Here is an 18,164-nt window from a genome sequence, read left to right as displayed (position 1 = left end):
ACAAGGAAGAACAATGGATACGCATTCAACTGAGCCGAAACAAGCTCAATCAAATCTCTATGCATGGTATGTGGTTTTGCTCTGCATGCTGGCTTATATCTTTTCATTTATTGATCGGCAAATACTGGCGCTGATGATTGAGCCAATTAAAGCAGATCTCGGGCTTTCAGACACGCAGTTTAGTTTATTACACGGTTTGGCTTTCTCACTGTTTTATGCCTTTATGGGCTTACCTCTGGCTTATTTGGCTGATCGTTTTTCACGTCCAAAAATTATTGCCATCGGGGTGGTGTTTTGGAGTATTGCAACAGCATTCTGTGGTCTGAGTAAGAATTTTATCCAACTGTTTTTAAGTCGCATGGGAGTGGGAGTAGGTGAAGCTGCTTTATCTCCAGCCGCCTATTCTATGTTCAGCGATATGTTTAGTAAGGATAAGCTTGGGCGTGCTGTCGCGGTGTATTCAATTGGTTCTTTTGTCGGCGGCGGGATTGCTTTTCTGGTCGGTGGTTATGTGATTGGCTTACTGAAAAATATGGATAGCATCATGGTTCCGGTTTTTGGTGCGCTTAAGGCATGGCAAGCGGCCTTTATTATTGTGGGTCTACCGGGTGTCTTTATTGGTCTATTGGTTTTACTCACCGTGAGAGAACCACAACGTAAAGGTCAGCGTCTCAATGCACAGGGGCAAGTAGAAAAGACCAGTATGAAGGATGCCTTCAAGTTTATTAAAAAACATGGTCGCACCTTCAAATGTCACTACTTAGGTTTTACTTTTTACGCGATGGCGTTGTATTGCCTGATCAGCTGGTCGCCTGCGTTCTATATGCGTAAGTTTGGTTTAACACCGACCGAAGCGGGTTATATGCTGGGTAGCGTGTTATTGGTGGCTAATATTCTGGGTGTGTTTTGTGCAGGCTGGCTGAATGACTGGTTTATTCAAAAAGGCCGTAAGGATGCGCCGATGATTACAGGTGTGATTGGCATTATCGGGTTAATTTTACCAATCATGATCTTTACTCAAGTCAATGAACTATGGCTATCAGTGGTTTTCCTCGTACCTGCGATGTTCTTTGCTTCATTCCCGATGCCGATTTCAACCACGGCTATGCAAATGTTGGCACCGAACCAGTTACGTGCACAAATCTCTGCAGTGTTTTTACTGATCAGTAATCTGGTTGCCGTTGGAATTGGCACCACATTAGTAGCACTCATTACCGATAAGGTGTTTGAAAATCCACTCATGGTCGGGATGTCACTGTCGATTGTGGGCACGATTTCCTGTGTGCTGGCCTTTATTCTATTGAAAAAAGGCTGTCAGGCATTTAGTGACAGTATGCAGCAGGAACATGCATCTTGATTTGATGCTGCAATGAGTAGATCACAGGCCCATTCATTGTAATGGGCTTTGTGCTTACTTTGATTGATTCATCACAAGGGAGTGAAATGATGCAAACAACTTTGAAATTGGATCATCTGCATTATCTGGATGAGTTGTTGTTATTTAAATCTAATGATTATCAAACCATTAAAGATCGAATCAGTCATTACCTCTGCCCGCATCGCTTTGATGTCGAGACACATGAGCCATTAAATACCCGATTAAACGGTTTTAGTTTTGGTCGTGGTGCATTGTATGACTTGAAATATAGTGCGCCCGTCATGATCAATATTGAAGATGGTGCCGACTTTTATTTATTTCGAATCACACTGGAAGGACAATGCCAGATTGGATTCGATCAGCACAAAATCCTGCAATCGGTTGGGGTGATGTCAGTGACCCATCCACATACGCGACAGCAGATCATTACTAATCAGCATTGCCGCAATATTATTTTAAAATTGGCACAGCAGGATATCGAAACCCAGTTGTTTAACATGTTGGGGCATTGTAGCCAAGACCCCCTGCGTTTTGATCCATCTTTGTCATGTAGTGCGGAAGGGATGGATGCGATCATTGAAACGCTGAATTATCTGTGTCATGCCTATTATCATATTCAGAACTGGAGTTTTATTTCAGCCAGTTTTAGCCAGTATTTGATTGAGCTCATTTTGCTGAAAATTCCAAATAATTATACCGAACGCTTGAATGCACAGCGGCAACAACTGCTACCAAGTTATCTTCAAAAGGCACAGCAATATATTCGGGAACATGTACAACAGGCCATTTCATTGTCTGACCTAGGTCAGTATTGCGATGTGTCGGTACGAACTTTGCAAAAAGGCTTTAGTCAGTATTTACAGCAAACCCCAGTGGAATATATCCGTGAGCAGCGCTTGGAACGGGTACATTTGGCTTTGCAGCACGCATCATCTCATGAAACGGTCACCGATATTTTACTGGATCATGGTATCCAAAGTTTTGGGCATTTCTCGACGCTGTATAAAAAGCGCTTTGGTTGCTTGCCATCGTACACCCTAAAAAAAGATGCTGTGCCAGTCAGCCAAATGCGTGCGTAAATGGAATAATGCTTGCGTATTTGGATAAGCTACAAGCTGTGGTCTCTTTTATGCTGAATTGAAAATCAATCAGCAGGAACGCACATGAAAATTACAGTACTCGGTGGTGGGCACGGATGTTATGCCGCAGCAGTCGAAATGGCAGAAAAAGGTCACGACGTGGTGTTATGGCGTCGTGACCGTGAAGCCTTGCAACAATTAGCTGCAACAGGTGAACTCAAGATCAAAGATTATCAGGGTGAGCGCTCAGTGAGTGTTGGCTTTGAAAACAGCCAGATCAAGCTATCAGATCATTTAGAAAAAGCCATTCAGCATGCGGAGCTGGTCATTATTCCTTTGCCTGCCACCACGCATCAGGACTTGGCCAAGCAGGCGGCGCCGTTTTTTCAAGCAGGGCAAGTGGTGTATTTACCACCTGCAACCTTTGGCAGCTTTATCTTTGCCAAAGCCATGCGCGAGGCAGGTAACAATGCCAAAATGGCTTTTGCCGAAACTGGAACCTTACCTTATTTGGTGCGTAAGCATGGGGTCAATCAGATTGTGGTCAGTGGTTATGCGACCCGTTTACCGACAGGGGTTTTTCCAAGTGCCTTGTCTGAACATGCATTTCAAGTTATCAAACAGGCTTATCCAAGTGTAGAACCGATTGAAGACAGCCTCAGCGGTGCTTTGATGAATGCAGGGCCAATTATTCATCCACCGTTGATTCTAATGAATGCTGGACCGCTAGAGCATTTTGAAGCTTGGGATATTCATCATGAGGGTACACAGCCCTCAATCCGCCGTGTCACCAATCAGTTGGATTCAGAACGTATGCAAGTTCGGGAAGCACTTGGCTATGCTGCACCGCATTTCCCTTTAGCCGATCACTACAACAAAGAAGGTGAAGGTGAGGAATGGATGTATGGACGCGGTGCACATGGCAAATTAACTGATAGTGGTGACTGGCGTGAGGACATCAACTTACAGACACATCGTTATATGCTGGAAGATACTCGACTGGGTCTATCCTTTCTGGTTTCGGTCGGGCGCTGGGTGGGTGTCGCGACCCCTGTAGCGGAAGGATTATTAAATATTGCTTCTGCGGTGACTGACAAAGACTTATATCAGCAGGGTCGGACTTTTGAAAGTCTAGGGCTTGCCAATAAAAGCAAAGCCGAGTTGCACGTGATTTTGCAGCAAGGGGTCTAGGATGAGCACAATTAAACAGGTTGCGGTATTGGGTGCTGGGCGAATGGGCAAAGCGATTGCGATAGCCTTTGCCTATGCAGGACTGAAAGTTGATTTGAACCGTACCGGGTTTGTCGGAGAGTCAATATTCTGAGAGACTATCCCGATGACAAAACCAAACTATACCCCCGAAATTAGAGAAAGAGCGGTTCAATTACTAATTGAATCTGAAAAAGATTATCCTTCTACTTGGGCAGCAATCACAGCTATTGCTCCTAAAATCGGTTGTACTCCTGAAACATTGCGTGTTTGGTATTTAAAGCATCTGGATCAACTAAATCCTGCCAAAGTACAACAGATATCTGACCAAGAAAAAATGAAGCAAATGGAACGTGAAATTAAAGAATTAAAACGTGCCAATGAAATTCTACGTAAAGCAGCCGCTTTTTTCGCCCAGGCGGAGCTCGACCGCCCACACAAATAATGGTGGATTTTATCCATAACAATAAAGATCGATATGGTGTTGAAGCGATTTGTAGAATTTTACCGATTGCACCTTCAACCTATTACCGAACTTTAGATCTCACTGACAATCCAGAACATCGAGCGAAACGAGATCTACATGATGAGTATCATGCTGAACAAATTAAACGAATTTGGAAAGAAAGTTCAGGTCGATATGGTGTACGTAAAGTTTGGCAAAAATTGAAACGTGAGGGTTATGTTATTGCACGTTGTACAGTTGCTCGATTGATGCAAAAGCTAGGTATACAAGGTGTTTGGCGTGGTAAGAATAAACAAACCACCCGTAACCGAGATGACCAAAAACGGGCAGATGATTTAGTGAAACGTAATTTTAATGCTGATCATCCAAACCAACTATGGGTGGGTGACTTTACGTATATTCAAACTCATTCAGGCTGGGTATATACCGCATTTGTTATTGATGTGTTCTCACGAGCAATTGTTGGATGGAAAGTATCTACACGGATGAATACAGATATGGTGCTTGATGCATTAGAGCAAGCATTGCATGATCGAGGCATGCCAAAGAATGTGATTCATCATTCCGACAGAGGTGTGCAATATCTTTCCATTCGCTATACCAATCGTTTAGAAGCAGCAAATTTACGAGCATCAGTCGGTACAACGGGTGATTCATACGATAATGCTCTGGCTGAAACGGTGAATGGCTTATACAAAACAGAGGTGATTGAATATTTAAAAGCAGATTGGCAAGGTTTAGCAGATGTACAACTTGCGACACTAAACTGGGTAGATTGGTTCAATAAAAAGCGTGTACACAGTGCACTGGGTTATGTATCGCCTTTTGAGTTTGAAGCAATGTACTATGATAAGATTAACCCGTTAGGTCAGGTGGCTTAACTTAAATAAAAAAGTCTCCGACAAACCCGGTACGGTTCAATTTGATTGATGCCAGAGAGCGCAGTGAAGTTGAGTTCGGGCAATATCAGAGCCAGATTCAAGCTGATTTGCAGCAGGAGTTAGGGTTACTTGAACAGATTCAATTTATTCAGCCTGAACAACAGCTTTTTATTCTGGATCAGATTACGATTCTGAGTCGGGCTGGCTCTGTACAGCGCTTAGCGGGCTGTGAGCTTGTAATGGAAGCCGTCCCAGAAGTGAAACCAGTCAAACAGGGCGTATTTGCTTGGCTGGATCAATTCATTTCATCTCGCTGTATTGTGGCATCGACCACCTCTACTTTTCTGGTTACGGATATTGCGCACATGATTTCTCATCCAGAACGGGTGTTGAATGCGCACTGGCTCAATCCTGCCTATCTCATTCCACTGGTGGAATTAAGTCGTTCTGAGCAAACTTCAGAGCGCGTGGTTGCGCAACTGAAAAGCTTTTTACAGTTGATCGGGAAAGTCCCTGTGGTGTGTCATGCCAAAGCGGGCTATATCGTGCCACGGATTCAGGCCTTGGCAATGAACGAAGCGGCACGGATGGTGGAAGAAGGTGTAGCCTCGGCTGAGGATATTGATATCGCGATTCGGACAGGTTTTGGTTTGCGCTTTTCGGTATTGGGCTTACTGGAATTTATTGATTGGGGTGGTGGCGATATCCTGTACTATGCCTCGCAATATTTACAAAAAGAGTTAGGCGAACGTTATCGAACCCCTGAAATTATTGCCGAGAATATGCGACAGCAACGCAATGGCTTGCGTGAAAAGCAGGGTTTTTATAATTATCAGCAAGTTGATATCGCTGCTTATAAGCAACAGGTTTTGCAGACCTTTTCAGATCGGATTGCTGTAAATCAGCTTAAACCTCCGTTTAATATTTTGGCTCTGCGGAATACCTAGAGATCTTCCCTTGTCCCAATCTTATATCCTAAAAAAATTATTGTCGGTATGTGCAGCAGTTCTATCACTATGGGGGCCTGTGAAGCGGGTAAAAGGTCTTTCAACTCAGGTACATTACCAACAATTACTGTGACTGCAACTCCATCGTTTAATAGCAGAAACATGGCAAGTTGGTAGTCTTGGCAGTGTCTATATTTGGTTTAACGGTGAACCTGTCGGTGTGGTTAGAAATAGTACAGTGAATTTTATTCACAATGACCATCTCGGTCGTGCTGAATTCATCACAAATCCATATCAAGCCATCGTATGGAAAGCCCAAAATAATAGTTTCGGGCGAACCATAACCAATGAGACGATAGGTGCGTTCAACCTCGGCTTCCCAGGCCAATATTTTGATGAGGAAAGTTCGCTATGGTACAACTGGAATCGTTACTATGATCCAAACATAGGGCGATACACTCAAAGTGATCCGATTGGGCTGGCTGGCGGTTTAAATACCTATGCATATCGGGTAATAATCCGATTAATAATGTGGATCCTATGGGGTTAAGAACGGCTGTAGTAGTTGGACATGCTACTGGTTCAAATCCATTTGGTCATGTTGCTATTGGCTTTACTGGGCAGGGGATATTTAGTTCAGGGACTCAAAATAATTATAGAGAGAGCTTCACTGACTACATTTCAAAACAATCATCTTATAGAAATTCAACAATTTATATTTTAAATACAACACCACAGCAAGAAGCTGAGATGATTAAAGAATTATTAAAATATGATCCAAGTAAATTACCTAATCCATTAAAGGATCCAATAAATGCACTTAAAGACACATGTGCAACGAGGACTCAAAAGGCATTAGATAAAGGTAATGTCAGATCAGCACTAATCCCTTCAATTTCGCCTTTTCCTATTGATACTGAAATTATTATGTGGCGGAATAGAGCAAAATCAATAGATATTCCTCAAGGTAGTAAAACTCCAAATAGCCTACTGGAGTTTAATCCATGAAATTATCATTTATATTTACAATGACTTTTTTACAGGTTCTATTCGGATTTTTAAGATAAGGTTTATAAATATGAAGTATTTAAGAGTTTTTTTATTTGCAACTATTTTTCTTTTTTTGATTATTATGGCAGCCTATTTAGGAAGTATATTCAATTCTTTCGGCTTGAATTTATGTTATTCAGAAGCACTAGCTTCTCTTTCTAATCAATCAAAATCAATGATCAACTCAAATGATCAACAGAAAAAGAAACAGTTTGAAACGATGCTAAATAGTTTACCCCTTAACGGATATGAAACAGACTGTGAAAAAGTCAGAGAAATTATAAAATAGCATTTACTGGCTCAAACCGAATCTGGTATTTTCTTATATGATCTGAACACAGGGCGATAGCCATACATAATTACCAGCCAAAATTTATACCCCGATCCTGCTTAGGTTGGGGCTGTTGCATTTCCTTTTTCCGTTCTTTTTGGATGATATCCGCTTCAAGAATTCAGTTGTTTCGAGCAAATTCTGTTGAGCTTTGATTACTTGTGATGAGACTGAATGCTGTGTGGTTGAGATTCTCTCGATAACTTCTTCGTTCACTGTTACTTCTTCCTTAAAGCCAATATTTTAAATCAGCAACCGGCTCGATCCGAAGTTTTGCCCATCTCTGCATAGACATGGGCTTTTGTTGTTGCCTTAACTTGAGGGCATTAAATCAAATAGCTTTTTCAATTGACCGTTGAGCTGGTGCAGTTCAGCATCGTCAAAGGCATTCAGAATCCCAGATAAGGTCACCTGACTGATCTGGTTAATTTGCTCAACCATCTCTTTACCTTTGTCAGTGAGTTTCACCATTGAGATGCGTTCATCTGACTCTGAGGAGAACACCTGCACGATATCATCTTCAACCAGACGATAAATGGCTTTGGTTGCCGTGGTCAGCTTGAGGGTAGAGAGGTTGGCAATCTCGGTAATACTGGCTTGTTGCAGCGCATTGGTACTTAAAATAATTTTACGACGAGTATTGTCGATGCCTAATTTTTTAATTGATTTTTCAATAAGCTGCGTGTATTTCCCATTCACTTGCGAGATCCAGAAAAAAGGATAGCTTTGTAAGCTGCTCGGTTCATTGTTGGGTAGAAATTGTTCTAAATGAGTAAGCATAGCCAAGTCATTACTTTTATAAAAATGGACATTCAGCATTATACAAAAATTAGAAACATTTTCTTGATTCTTCGTATCTAAAAATACTTGACAATTACATTACTTTTTCCGATATTTATATTAAGTATAAAAATACATGGAAAAGTGAATGAATATTATTGTACAAGAGGTACAAAAAGGTGCAGGTGCTTTGAAAGTCATGGTCAAGGATTCTATCGATATTCAAGGCATGCAGACCATGGCAGGCAGTAAAGCTTTGATGCAAAGCCAACCTGCAAGCACAAATGCGGACGTGGTGGATCGAATTCTCGCTGCGGATTGCCAAATTACCGCCAAGACCAATCTGCATGAACTGGCTTTTGGCATCACAGGCATTAACCATGTGTTTGGTACGGCCACGAATCCGAAATATCCGGAACTGATTCCGGGTGGTTCTTCGAGTGGTTCGGCAGCGGCAGTTGCAGCAGGTCTGGCGGATTTCACATTAGGCACCGATACCGGTGGTTCTATTCGTATGCCCGCAGCCTGTTGTGGTATTTACGGTTTAAAGCCGACCTTTGGGCGTGTCAGCCGTGCAGGCGTACACCCAGCAACCAGTTCACTTGACTGTGTTGGTCCTTTTGCAAATTCAATCGAGATGATTGAAACCGCAATGCAGATCATCGATCCAACGTTCCAGCAACATGCCGCATTGACTCAGGCACCGAAACTGGCTTGGCTGGATGTGCAAGCGGATTCTACTGTGGCTAAGTGCATCCAACACTATCTTGCTCAGGCTGATTTACAACCCACCCATGTGACGGTTAAAGGTTTTGACGCTGCGTTTGATGCAGGCATGCAGATCATCAATTACGAAAACTGGCAGGCCTATGGCGAGTTAACCCAAACAGGCTTACTTGGCACAGATGTTAATGCCCGTTTACTCAAGGCCGCTGCTACCACTTTGGCGCAAGTCGAGCAGGCTGAGCAGGTAAAAGCAAGTTTCACTGCTGAGATTGATGCCTTGCTCGATCAATACGACGCTTTGATTTTACCGACTTTACCGCAGTTACCGCCTAAGGTCGCAGAGGCTGAAAATACGGTGGCTTTTTTAAATCTCACCGGTCTGGTTCGGCCTTTTAATCTTTCTGGACACCCTGCGATTTCAATCCCACTGCAAACCAATGAAGGTTTACCTGTGGGTTTACAAATCGTGGCAAAACACAATGCCGATGAATATCTGTGTGCTGTTGCGACATATATCGTGAGTGCAGCGCAATAAATAAATGACAAGGAATTAGGGAATGAATCATTTAGCGATAAAGGAATGTGTAATGGACAGCAACACAATCGACTTAGAGAGCTTATGTCAGGAAATTCGTGAACGTGCCTGTACGGGAGAGTTCGATAACCAAGCATATGTCAGTCAAGACATGATTGAAAAGCTGAAACAGGTTGGCGTCTATCGAGCTTTGGTACCTAAGCGTTTTGGTGGCAATGAATGGTCACCGAAACAGTTTTGTGAATTGATCGAGCAACTGTCCAAAGCTGATGGTTCCGTGGGTTGGGTCGCAAGTTTTGGTATGAGTCCAGCCTATTTAGGCAGTTTGCCAGAAGCAACGCTTGCGCAACTGTATAAAGACAGTCCAGACATCGTGTTTGCAGGCGGGATTTTCCCACCACAACCTGCCGAAATTACTGATGATGGCGTGGTGGTGAGCGGACGCTGGAAATTTTCCAGTGGCTGTATGGGTGCAGATATTGTCGGTGTCGGGATTTCCCCGCAAAAAGACAATGAAGCCCAAGGCTTGCCGCGCATGGCGGTGATGCCAGCCAATAAAGCACAGATTGATATGACTTGGGATACGGTTGGTCTGAAGGGTACAGGCAGTCATGATCTGGTGGTGAAAGAGGTGCTGGTAGCGAAGGAATGGACTTTTGTTCGTGGTGAACCTTCAAAACTGCCTGAGCCATTTTTTAAATACCCATCACTGTCTTTAGCAACTCAGGTCTTAACTGTGGTGGGGATTGGTGTCGCAGCCGCAGCGATCGAGGAATTTCAAAAACTGGCACCGGGCAAGTCTTCAATTACGGGTGGCGCGGAAATTGCCAACCGTCCAGTGACCCAATATGAATTTGCCCAAGCTGAAGCCGAGTTTAAGGCTGCTCGTGTCTGGTTCTATGACACCATGCAGATCGTCTGGAATGAAGTACTGGCAGGACGTACGCCAACAGCAGAACAGATCAGTGATATGCGTTTGTCTTGTACCCATGTGGCACGGGTTTGTGCACGTGTCACCCGTAAAATCCAGATGTTGGCAGGGATGACCGCGATTTATACCCAAAACCCGTTTAGCCGTTTTGTGAATGATACCAATGTAGTGACCCAGCATGCCTTTATGGGCGATGCCACTTTGCAAAATGCTGGACTGGTCAGCTTCGGTATGAAGCCGGCACCCGGTTATTTATAAGCCAGATTTTATCAACTCGTGCGGCAACAAGGATGAATGACATGAATGCGCCAATGGATATAACGGAACTGTTACAACGCTTGCAACAGCTTGAAGCTCAAAATGCGATCCGTAACTGCATCAATCGTTATATGGAAATTTGTGATGCCTTGAATGCTGATACCGACCTGAATGAATTGATGGATTTATTTGATCAAGACAGCATTTGGGAAGGCATTGGCAAGAAATATGCCCAGTCTTTTGGCCGTTATGCGTCTTGGCAAGCCATTTATGACATGTTCAAAAGTTATACCCAACAGCAATCACATTTTGTCATGAATGCGCATTTTGTCAGTTCAGAACAAATGTATATCGAAGCCGATCAAGCCAATGCCAGTTGGATGATGTTGCAGACCTCAACTTTCCGTGATGGGCGTAGCCATTTAAATGCCGCCAAACTCACAGTGCAGTTTAAACAGCAACAGGATGGACGTTGGAAGATCAAACATTTTCAGACTGAAAATATTTTTAGTCGCCCTGTATCTCACTGGGACAGCACAGCCGTATTGCCAGTGCCGTCTCAGCAATAACCAATGGATAGACCGAAAAGGATCGTGGATATGAACAGCAGTATTATTCCAATGCAGAATATTGAGATGGATTACAGTAGCTTAGTGCAAAGTGATCGTGCGCATACCTCACTGTATAAAGATGAAAAAATCTTTGAAGATGAGATGGAAAAGATTTATTACAGCACATGGGTGTGGGTGGCACATGCCAGTGAAATCCCAGATGCAGGCAGCTATAAAACCATCAATATTGGTAAGCAACCTGTGGTGGTGGTACGTGATCGCAAGAAGAAAGTGCATGTCTTGTTGAATCGTTGTCGCCATCGTGCGGCAACAGTGTGTGAACATAAAAAAGGTAAAACCAACAGTTTTGTCTGTCCCTATCATGGCTGGAGCTATGCATTAGATGGTTCATTACGTGGTGTGCCTTCACCTGAAAGCTATGGCGAATGTCTGGATAAATCAGAGTTTCCATTGATTAGCCTACGGGTAGAAGAATACAACGGCATGATTTTCGCCACCTTTAAACAGGATATTGAGCCTTTAGATGATTTCTTGGGTGCTGCGAAAAAATGGATCGACTTGTTTATGAAACAAGGCGCGGGTTATCCCATTAAAGTCTTGGGTGAGCACCGTTTCCGCTTTCCAGGTAACTGGAAAATCCAGTTGGAAAATACCACCGATGCTTATCATTTCCCATTGGTACACAAGTCATTCTTAAGTTCAGTCGATGAAAAAACCGAAGAACTGTTTAACTTTGAAAATCAGCCAGGCTATGTCGAAGACCTCGGCAATGGTCACAGTGTCATGGTGATGATTCCTGAACTGGTTGATCTGGATGAAGAATTAATGGAGCGTCCGATTCAGGAACGTTTTGAAGACTTGGCACAAGCCTTACGTGATGAAGGACATGAAGAACTGGAAGTACGTCGTATCGTCCGTGCAGTCGGTGGTTCTGGTTTCAACCTGAATCTGTTCCCGAACATTGCCTGTTCAATGGCGTTTTTCCGTGTGATGCAACCGATTTCCGTCAATGAAACTGAGATTCACCATTCCGTCATTACGATGGATGGCGGTCCACAAATTGCCAACCAATATCGCTTGCGTCTGCATGAACATTTCCAAGGCCCATTTGGTTTTGGTACGCCAGATGATTCGGAAGCGTGGGAGCGTGTGCAACACGGTGCCAATGCGGGCAATGATCTGTGGATCATGCTCAATCGCGGCTTGCCAGGCGAAGTCAAAACTGAAGATGGCTTAAAGAGCGATGTCAGTGCCGAAACGGGGATGCGCGCTGCCTATCAGCAGTGGAAAAAGATGATGACGGCTTAAGGAGAGCGCCATGAAAATCGATTTAAATTTACTGAATGAAGTGACCGCTTTTATCTGGGCAGAAGCCGATATGCTGGACCATTCTGAGCATGATACTTGGCTGGATCTGTGGAATGAAAAAGGGGTGTATATCATTCCGATTGATCCAAAACTGACTGATTATGAAAATAATTTGAACTATGCCTATGACGACCATCATATGCGTAAGTTACGGGTACAGCGTCTGGAAAATGGCGAAGCGATTTCAACTGCGCCCAAAGCCAATACGGTACGCAGTGTTTCGCGTATTCGTATTGTCAAAGATCAAGATGGTGAAATCATTCTACGTTGTGCACAGAACTTGCGTGAATTCCGTAAAGAAAATCTAAAACACTATACCGCTGATGTAACTTTCCATTTGGTTCGTGATGCGGAACAAGGCTTTAAGATCAATCGTAAAATTATCAATTTAGTTAACTCAACCGATACCTTGGCGGGTATCAGCTACATTCTCTAGGAGCAAAAAATGAAACAGGTTGTATTAGTCACAGGTGCCGCTTCGGGTTTAGGGAATGTCATTGCTGAGTATTTTGCAGCACAGGGACATCAGGTGATCCTGTCTGCCAGTACTTTGGAAAAGGCTGAGCAGGCCAAAGCACGTAGTCCACATGCACAGAATATGTCTGCTTTAAAACTAGATATTTCGGTTGAAGCCGATTTTCATGCTGCAGTGCAGTGGATTCAGCAGACATTCTCAAAACTGGATGTGTTGATTAACAATGCCACCATGACCAAGGCAACCCCTGTTTTAGAGATTAGTGCTGCGGATTTTGACATGATCACGCAAGTGAATCAGCGTGGCACGTTCCAGTCTTGCCAGATTATTGGCAAATATATGGCCGATCAAGGCTATGGCCGTATCGTCAATATGGCGTCTTTGGCTGGACAAAATGGTGGGACTGCAACGGGTGCACATTATGCGTCCACCAAAGGCGCAATTATTACCCTGACCAAAATCTTTGCCAAGGAGTTTGCAGCCAAAGGCGTGACGGTGAATGCGATTGCCCCAGGACCGATGGAATCATCGATTGTACATAGCGTGGTCTCTGACGAGAAAATGGCGCAATTTATTCAAAATATCCCCGTCAAAGCATTAGGCAGCATGGAATTTATTGCGGAAACCTGTGCGCTATTGGCCAGCCCAAGTGCAGCTTTCGTGACTGGGGCAACATGGGATATTAACGGTGGATTATTTATGCGTTAAGCCTTCGGCGAGATGCATATCAGGGAGAGAAATCATGACGATACTTTATAATGTGGTGGTAAAAAACCGTCATATCGAAGGTGGGAATGTTGCAGTCATGGAGTTTGAATCTGCAAATTCGACCGTATTACCCAAAATTGAAGCAGGTGCGCATATCGACGTGCACCTGCCCAATGGCATGGTGCGGCAGTACTCATTGTGTCAGAACCCAAATGATGTCGGGACGTTCCGACTTGGGATTTTACGCGATCCTGAATCACGTGGTGGTTCAGTGTCGGCATTTGATGATTTAAAAGATGGCATGCAGATTCAGGTCAGCGAACCGAAAAATCTGTTTCCACTGGTCAAATCCAAACATGCGGTATTAGTAGGTGGGGGGATCGGGATTACTCCACTGATTAGCATGGCCTATCAATTGGCGCAGGAAGGGGCTTCTTTTGAACTGCATTACTGCGGTGCAAGTCCAGAACGTTGTGCTTTTGTCGATGAAATTAAACATGGCATCTTAGCGCCTTTCACCACTTTCCATTTTAAATCGGAAGGGGCCAGTCACCGCGAGTTTTTCCAATCCGCCATCCAGGACATTGATCCAGACAGCCATATTTATACCTGTGGCCCCAATGGTTTTATGGATTGGGTGATCAATTTAGCCCTGACACAGAACTTCTCTGAACAGCAGATTCATAAGGAATATTTTCAGGTTGAGGTGGAAACTGGCGGCGATGCTTTTGAGGTGGTGGCTCAGCAAAGTGGCAAGATCATTTTGGTTGATGTCGAAGAAACCATTTTACAGGCGTTGGCACGTGAAGGCATTGAGATTGAAATGTCCTGTGAACAAGGCGTTTGCGGTACCTGTATGTGCGATGTGATCGAAGGCGAACCTGATCATCGTGATGTGTATTTTACCGATGAAGAAAAAGCCAGTAATGAGCAGATATTGGTGTGCTGTTCACGTTCTAAGTCAGCACGATTGGTACTGGATATTTAAGCGATTTAATCAGGATAAATCGCTATCCAATATCGGCCAGAAACAGGATAAAAGATTCAGGAGAGAAGAATGAATTCACTAAAATCAATGGATGAAATCACAATAGATCCAATGCAGTTCAGACGTGCTTTGGGCAATTTTGCCACAGGTGTCACCATTGTGACTGCGCAAAATGAACAGGGTGAAAAGGTCGGGGTGACCGCCAATAGTTTTAATTCAGTGTCTCTAGATCCACCGTTGATCTTATGGAGTATTGATAAGAATTCGTCCAGTTTCCCTGTGTTTGAGCAAGCGACGCATTTTGCAGTCAACATCTTATCAGGCTCACAAATTGAGCTATCCAATAAATTTTCACGCCGTAATATTGATAAATATGAAGGCACCAGTTATCAAACAGGTTCAGGACAAGCCCCGATTTTAGACCACTGTTCAGCAGTATTTGAATGTGAACGCCATGAGGTGATTGAAGGCGGTGATCACTGGATCATTATTGGTAAAGTGGTGCGCTTCCGTGATGAAGGGCGTAGTCCGCTGGTGTATCACCAAGGGGCCTATTCGGGGGTGATTCCACATCCGTTATTGCAGTTAAAAGACACGGTGCAAACTGAAGATATTGGTGAAATGCATCAGGGCCATTTATATAGCAATGTCTGTTATTTGATGAGTCGTGCATTTAAGTTCTATCAAACTGATTATATTCCAAAGCAGCTAGTGACAGGATTCCGCACCAGTGAAGCGCGTTTATTACTGGTACTGGGGAGTGGTACTGCATCTAATAAAGCAGATTTACCGCGTGATATTGCCATGCCAATGCGGGAAGTGGAGCAGGCTGCATCGATTCTGAAAAAAGATGGTTTGCTGATCGAAACTGATGGCTTTTTTAAACTCACTGAAAAGGGTAAGAAAACCGCACATTATCTCTTTGATATCGCGGATAGCCATCAAAATGAGGTGTTTGAAAAATATCCTGAACAAGAAAAAGAGATTTTCATTAAAATTTTGAAGGATATTGCAGGGATTATCTAAGCTTCCAGTTACCGGCAAATTTGTACATGAATTTGTCGGTCGCTGTTGGGGGGGGGCCCTTATATTTTAACTGAACGAAAAGTGAGATCAGTGTAATTACGCAAAGGATTAAATCGATCTATCCGAGGGAAATGGATATGAATCAAGACCAAAAAAATGAAATGTTGCAGTGGACCGAATGTATTCAAAAGGTTTGTGGTGATTTTGAGACGACTTTTGACAAACACGGTAATTTATTTATTGGCGAGGTAAAGTCTTTTTTACTGGGCGAGACTGAGGTGGCATTTATCAAAAGTAATGCCTGAACCGTACCGGGTTTGTCGGAGAGTCAATATTCTGAGAGACTATCCCGATGACAAAACCAAACTATACCCCCGAAATTAGAGAAAGAGCGGTTCAATTACTAATTGAATCTGAAAAAGATTATCCTTCTACTTGGGCAGCAATCACAGCTATTGCTCCTAAAATCGGTTGTACTCCTGAAACATTGCGTGTTTGGTATTTAAAGCATCTGGATCAACTAAATCCTGCCAAAGTACAACAGATATCTGACCAAGAAAAAATGAAGCAAATGGAACGTGAAATTAAAGAATTAAAACGTGCCAATGAAATTCTACGTAAAGCAGCCGCTTTTTTCGCCCAGGCGGAGCTCGACCGCCCACACAAATAATGGTGGATTTTATCCATAACAATAAAGATCGATATGGTGTTGAAGCGATTTGTAGAATTTTACCGATTGCACCTTCAACCTATTACCGAACTTTAGATCTCACTGACAATCCAGAACATCGAGCGAAACGAGATCTACATGATGAGTATCATGCTGAACAAATTAAACGAATTTGGAAAGAAAGTTCAGGTCGATATGGTGTACGTAAAGTTTGGCAAAAATTGAAACGTGAGGGTTATGTTATTGCACGTTGTACAGTTGCTCGATTGATGCAAAAGCTAGGTATACAAGGTGTTTGGCGTGGTAAGAATAAACAAACCACCCGTAACCGAGATGACCAAAAACGGGCAGATGATTTAGTGAAACGTAATTTTAATGCTGATCATCCAAACCAACTATGGGTGGGTGACTTTACGTATATTCAAACTCATTCAGGCTGGGTATATACCGCATTTGTTATTGATGTGTTCTCACGAGCAATTGTTGGATGGAAAGTATCTACACGGATGAATACAGATATGGTGCTTGATGCATTAGAGCAAGCATTGCATGATCGAGGCATGCCAAAGAATGTGATTCATCATTCCGACAGAGGTGTGCAATATCTTTCCATTCGCTATACCAATCGTTTAGAAGCAGCAAATTTACGAGCATCAGTCGGTACAACGGGTGATTCATACGATAATGCTCTGGCTGAAACGGTGAATGGCTTATACAAAACAGAGGTGATTGAATATTTAAAAGCAGATTGGCAAGGTTTAGCAGATGTACAACTTGCGACACTAAACTGGGTAGATTGGTTCAATAAAAAGCGTGTACACAGTGCACTGGGTTATGTATCGCCTTTTGAGTTTGAAGCAATGTACTATGATAAGATTAACCCGTTAGGTCAGGTGGCTTAACTTAAATAAAAAAGTCTCCGACAAACCCGGTACGGTTCAGCCAGCCATATTTCTAGAAAAAGTGGAATGCCTGATCGAGTCCAAGACCGTTTATGTTTCTTACTGATCCAATACACAGGCAAGATGCGCATTGCATATAAAGACCAAAGCATTCAGCTAAATGAAGGGGACGTTGCATTACTTGATCCGGACGAAACGATTGATATGTATCCACAAGGCTTGTTTAGCCATGTATCGGTTCATTTGTCACGGGAGAAATTGTTCAGACAAGGTATTACGGTTGATCATTTTGGCAAATTGATTACTTCGAATATGAGTGGACATTTATTGAAGTGCATGCTGCAGAATCTGTCACCTGAAAAGATTGAACTCTGGTATGCAAAAGAGGATGAGAATGCTTTTGAAGATGCTTTGATTGCCCTGATTAAGCCAACCATTAATTATAAAAATGTTGAAATTGCCGATCATCTCAAGATAAAAGCAGAACGATTTATCTTTGAACACCTAAGCAAACAAAGCTTAAATGCCGCCATGATTGCGGATCATTTAGGCATTTCGCTGCGGCAGTTACATCGCTTATTTGAGCATCAGCAGCAGTCTGTACATCAATTTATTCAAACACATCGCATCAAAAAAATTCAGTATGAATTAAAAGATAACAAAAATAAAAGTCTGTCGATTACTGAAATTGCTTTGAAATGGGGTTTTGGTGATAGTGCGCATTTTTCCAAACTGTTCCGTAAGATGATTGGACTGACGCCTAAACAATATCGTCTGAAAATTTAAATACGGTATTTATTTTAAATACGCTGCACATGTCACAATTGTGCATCATATCTGTCACGTTTAAACAAGAACAAGACCAGTAAGTGATGATCAAATCC

The 18,164-nt window shown here is 43.0% G+C and carries 18 protein-coding genes, 3 pseudogenes and 2 other annotated features; of the genes and pseudogenes, 20 read left to right on the top strand and 1 reads right to left on the bottom strand.

What is annotated here, in order from left to right:
- Positions 1 to 13: 13 nt before the first annotated feature.
- The 9 genes and pseudogenes from F907_RS05140 (at position 14) to F907_RS05175 (ending at position 7,299) form a co-directional block, all read left to right on the top strand.
- Positions 14 to 1,357 (top strand): spinster family MFS transporter, encoded by a 1,344-nt coding sequence (locus F907_RS05140; RefSeq protein WP_016652782.1) that lies wholly within the window; start codon positions 14 to 16, stop codon positions 1,355 to 1,357.
- A gap of 89 nt (positions 1,358 to 1,446) precedes the next feature.
- Positions 1,447 to 2,457 (top strand): AraC family transcriptional regulator, encoded by a 1,011-nt coding sequence (locus F907_RS05145; RefSeq protein ID WP_016652781.1) that lies wholly within the window; start codon positions 1,447 to 1,449, stop codon positions 2,455 to 2,457.
- A gap of 84 nt (positions 2,458 to 2,541) precedes the next feature.
- Complete coding sequence (locus tag F907_RS05150; RefSeq protein ID WP_016652780.1) at positions 2,542 to 3,648, top strand: NAD/NADP-dependent octopine/nopaline dehydrogenase family protein; 1,107 nt, start codon at positions 2,542 to 2,544, stop codon at positions 3,646 to 3,648.
- Between the two features lies 1 nt (position 3,649).
- Positions 3,650 to 3,745, top strand: a pseudogene (locus tag F907_RS18555) (3-hydroxyacyl-CoA dehydrogenase NAD-binding domain-containing protein); the annotation flags it as partial.
- A gap of 48 nt (positions 3,746 to 3,793) precedes the next feature.
- A protein-coding gene (locus F907_RS05160; protein WP_087486619.1) for an IS3-like element ISAba19 family transposase occupies positions 3,794 to 5,013 on the top strand; the annotation gives its coding sequence in 2 pieces (ribosomal slippage) (positions 3,794 to 4,070 and positions 4,070 to 5,013; 1,221 coding nt in all).
- Positions 4,069 to 4,185: a sequence feature (AL1L pseudoknot), on the top strand. Its footprint overlaps the gene before it by 117 nt.
- 41 nt (positions 5,014 to 5,054) lie before the next feature.
- Positions 5,055 to 5,960, top strand: coding sequence for a 3-hydroxyacyl-CoA dehydrogenase NAD-binding domain-containing protein (locus tag F907_RS05165; protein ID WP_016652778.1), 906 nt, complete (start codon positions 5,055 to 5,057; stop codon positions 5,958 to 5,960).
- 220 nt (positions 5,961 to 6,180) lie between these two features.
- Positions 6,181 to 6,510: an RHS repeat-associated core domain-containing protein gene (locus tag F907_RS19400; protein ID WP_308464233.1), complete on the top strand. Its 330-nt coding sequence runs from the start codon at positions 6,181 to 6,183 to the stop codon at positions 6,508 to 6,510.
- Positions 6,501 to 6,968 carry a hypothetical protein gene (locus F907_RS19270; RefSeq protein ID WP_016652777.1) on the top strand — a complete coding sequence of 156 codons (468 nt, stop codon included), beginning with the start codon at positions 6,501 to 6,503 and terminating at the stop codon, positions 6,966 to 6,968. Before F907_RS19400 ends, F907_RS19270 begins: the two co-directional genes overlap by 10 nt.
- Positions 6,969 to 7,038: 70 nt before the next feature.
- The gene (locus tag F907_RS05175) at positions 7,039 to 7,299 is read left to right on the top strand and encodes a hypothetical protein (protein ID WP_016652776.1); all 261 of its coding nucleotides are present in this window, start codon (positions 7,039 to 7,041) and stop codon (positions 7,297 to 7,299) included.
- 354 nt (positions 7,300 to 7,653) lie between these two features.
- On the opposite strand, the gene F907_RS05180 is transcribed toward F907_RS05175, so the two are convergent.
- Entirely contained in the window at positions 7,654 to 8,121 is a 468-nt protein-coding gene (locus F907_RS05180; protein ID WP_010589967.1) for a MarR family winged helix-turn-helix transcriptional regulator, read from the bottom strand.
- A 148-nt stretch (positions 8,122 to 8,269) separates the two neighbouring features.
- Between F907_RS05180 and F907_RS05185 the strand changes: the two genes are divergently transcribed.
- The 11 genes and pseudogenes from F907_RS05185 to feaR form a co-directional block, all read left to right on the top strand.
- Positions 8,270 to 9,382, top strand: a complete 1,113-nt coding sequence (locus tag F907_RS05185) for an amidase (protein WP_016652775.1) — start codon at positions 8,270 to 8,272, stop codon at positions 9,380 to 9,382.
- A 52-nt stretch (positions 9,383 to 9,434) separates the two neighbouring features.
- Positions 9,435 to 10,571: an acyl-CoA dehydrogenase family protein gene (locus F907_RS05190; protein WP_373866226.1), complete on the top strand. Its 1,137-nt coding sequence runs from the start codon at positions 9,435 to 9,437 to the stop codon at positions 10,569 to 10,571.
- Positions 10,572 to 10,612: 41 nt separating this feature from the next.
- Entirely contained in the window at positions 10,613 to 11,140 is a 528-nt protein-coding gene (locus F907_RS05195) for a nuclear transport factor 2 family protein (RefSeq protein WP_016652773.1), read from the top strand.
- 30 nt (positions 11,141 to 11,170) lie between these two features.
- Entirely contained in the window at positions 11,171 to 12,451 is a 1,281-nt protein-coding gene (locus F907_RS05200) for an aromatic ring-hydroxylating oxygenase subunit alpha (protein WP_016652772.1), read from the top strand.
- A 10-nt stretch (positions 12,452 to 12,461) separates the two neighbouring features.
- Complete coding sequence (locus tag F907_RS05205) at positions 12,462 to 12,947, top strand: aromatic-ring-hydroxylating dioxygenase subunit beta (protein WP_005238964.1); 486 nt, start codon at positions 12,462 to 12,464, stop codon at positions 12,945 to 12,947.
- 9 nt (positions 12,948 to 12,956) lie between these two features.
- Positions 12,957 to 13,694, top strand: coding sequence for an SDR family NAD(P)-dependent oxidoreductase (locus tag F907_RS05210; RefSeq protein ID WP_016652771.1), 738 nt, complete (start codon positions 12,957 to 12,959; stop codon positions 13,692 to 13,694).
- 34 nt (positions 13,695 to 13,728) lie between these two features.
- A complete protein-coding gene (locus tag F907_RS05215) occupies positions 13,729 to 14,682 on the top strand; it encodes a PDR/VanB family oxidoreductase (RefSeq protein ID WP_016652770.1) in 954 nt (317 codons plus the stop codon).
- 69 nt (positions 14,683 to 14,751) lie between these two features.
- Positions 14,752 to 15,708, top strand: a complete 957-nt coding sequence (locus F907_RS05220) for a p-hydroxyphenylacetate 3-hydroxylase reductase component (RefSeq protein ID WP_016652769.1) — start codon at positions 14,752 to 14,754, stop codon at positions 15,706 to 15,708.
- Between the two features lie 137 nt (positions 15,709 to 15,845).
- Positions 15,846 to 16,010: pseudogene (locus F907_RS18795) on the top strand (transcriptional regulator FeaR); the annotation flags it as partial.
- 50 nt (positions 16,011 to 16,060) lie between these two features.
- Positions 16,061 to 17,280 (top strand): IS3-like element ISAba19 family transposase gene (locus F907_RS05230; RefSeq protein ID WP_087486619.1). Its coding sequence is split into 2 segments (ribosomal slippage): positions 16,061 to 16,337 and positions 16,337 to 17,280, totalling 1,221 coding nucleotides; the frame shifts between segments, so codons are not numbered across the junction.
- Positions 16,336 to 16,452 (top strand) — a sequence feature (AL1L pseudoknot). Its footprint overlaps the gene before it by 117 nt.
- 36 nt (positions 17,281 to 17,316) lie before the next feature.
- Positions 17,317 to 18,066 (top strand): annotated as a pseudogene (feaR, locus tag F907_RS05235) (transcriptional regulator FeaR); the annotation flags it as partial.
- Positions 18,067 to 18,164: the final 98 nt, after the last annotated feature.

Source organism: Acinetobacter colistiniresistens (genome assembly GCF_000413935.1).
In the GTDB taxonomy this organism is placed as follows: Bacteria; Pseudomonadota; Gammaproteobacteria; order Pseudomonadales; family Moraxellaceae; genus Acinetobacter; species Acinetobacter colistiniresistens.
Note: the sequence above shows the minus strand (reverse complement) of the source record. Positions and strands in the feature narration are given on the sequence as shown.

What these genes read in the sequence shown, in the direction of transcription:
- F907_RS05140 (WP_016652782.1), top strand. Translation starts at nt 14, where the DNA reads ATGGATACGCATTCAACTGAGCCGAAACAAGCTCAATCAAATCTCTAT.
- F907_RS05145 (WP_016652781.1), top strand. Translation starts at nt 1,447, where the DNA reads ATGCAAACAACTTTGAAATTGGATCATCTGCATTATCTGGATGAGTTG.
- F907_RS05150 (WP_016652780.1), top strand. Translation starts at nt 2,542, where the DNA reads ATGAAAATTACAGTACTCGGTGGTGGGCACGGATGTTATGCCGCAGCA.
- F907_RS19270 (WP_016652777.1), top strand. Translation starts at nt 6,501, where the DNA reads ATGGGGTTAAGAACGGCTGTAGTAGTTGGACATGCTACTGGTTCAAAT.
- F907_RS05175 (WP_016652776.1), top strand. Translation starts at nt 7,039, where the DNA reads ATGAAGTATTTAAGAGTTTTTTTATTTGCAACTATTTTTCTTTTTTTG.
- F907_RS05180 (WP_010589967.1), bottom strand. Translation starts at nt 8,121, where the DNA reads ATGCTTACTCATTTAGAACAATTTCTACCCAACAATGAACCGAGCAGC.
- F907_RS05185 (WP_016652775.1), top strand. Translation starts at nt 8,270, where the DNA reads ATGAATATTATTGTACAAGAGGTACAAAAAGGTGCAGGTGCTTTGAAA.
- F907_RS05190 (WP_373866226.1), top strand. Translation starts at nt 9,435, where the DNA reads ATGGACAGCAACACAATCGACTTAGAGAGCTTATGTCAGGAAATTCGT.
- F907_RS05195 (WP_016652773.1), top strand. Translation starts at nt 10,613, where the DNA reads ATGAATGCGCCAATGGATATAACGGAACTGTTACAACGCTTGCAACAG.
- F907_RS05200 (WP_016652772.1), top strand. Translation starts at nt 11,171, where the DNA reads ATGAACAGCAGTATTATTCCAATGCAGAATATTGAGATGGATTACAGT.
- F907_RS05205 (WP_005238964.1), top strand. Translation starts at nt 12,462, where the DNA reads ATGAAAATCGATTTAAATTTACTGAATGAAGTGACCGCTTTTATCTGG.
- F907_RS05210 (WP_016652771.1), top strand. Translation starts at nt 12,957, where the DNA reads ATGAAACAGGTTGTATTAGTCACAGGTGCCGCTTCGGGTTTAGGGAAT.
- F907_RS05215 (WP_016652770.1), top strand. Translation starts at nt 13,729, where the DNA reads ATGACGATACTTTATAATGTGGTGGTAAAAAACCGTCATATCGAAGGT.
- F907_RS05220 (WP_016652769.1), top strand. Translation starts at nt 14,752, where the DNA reads ATGAATTCACTAAAATCAATGGATGAAATCACAATAGATCCAATGCAG.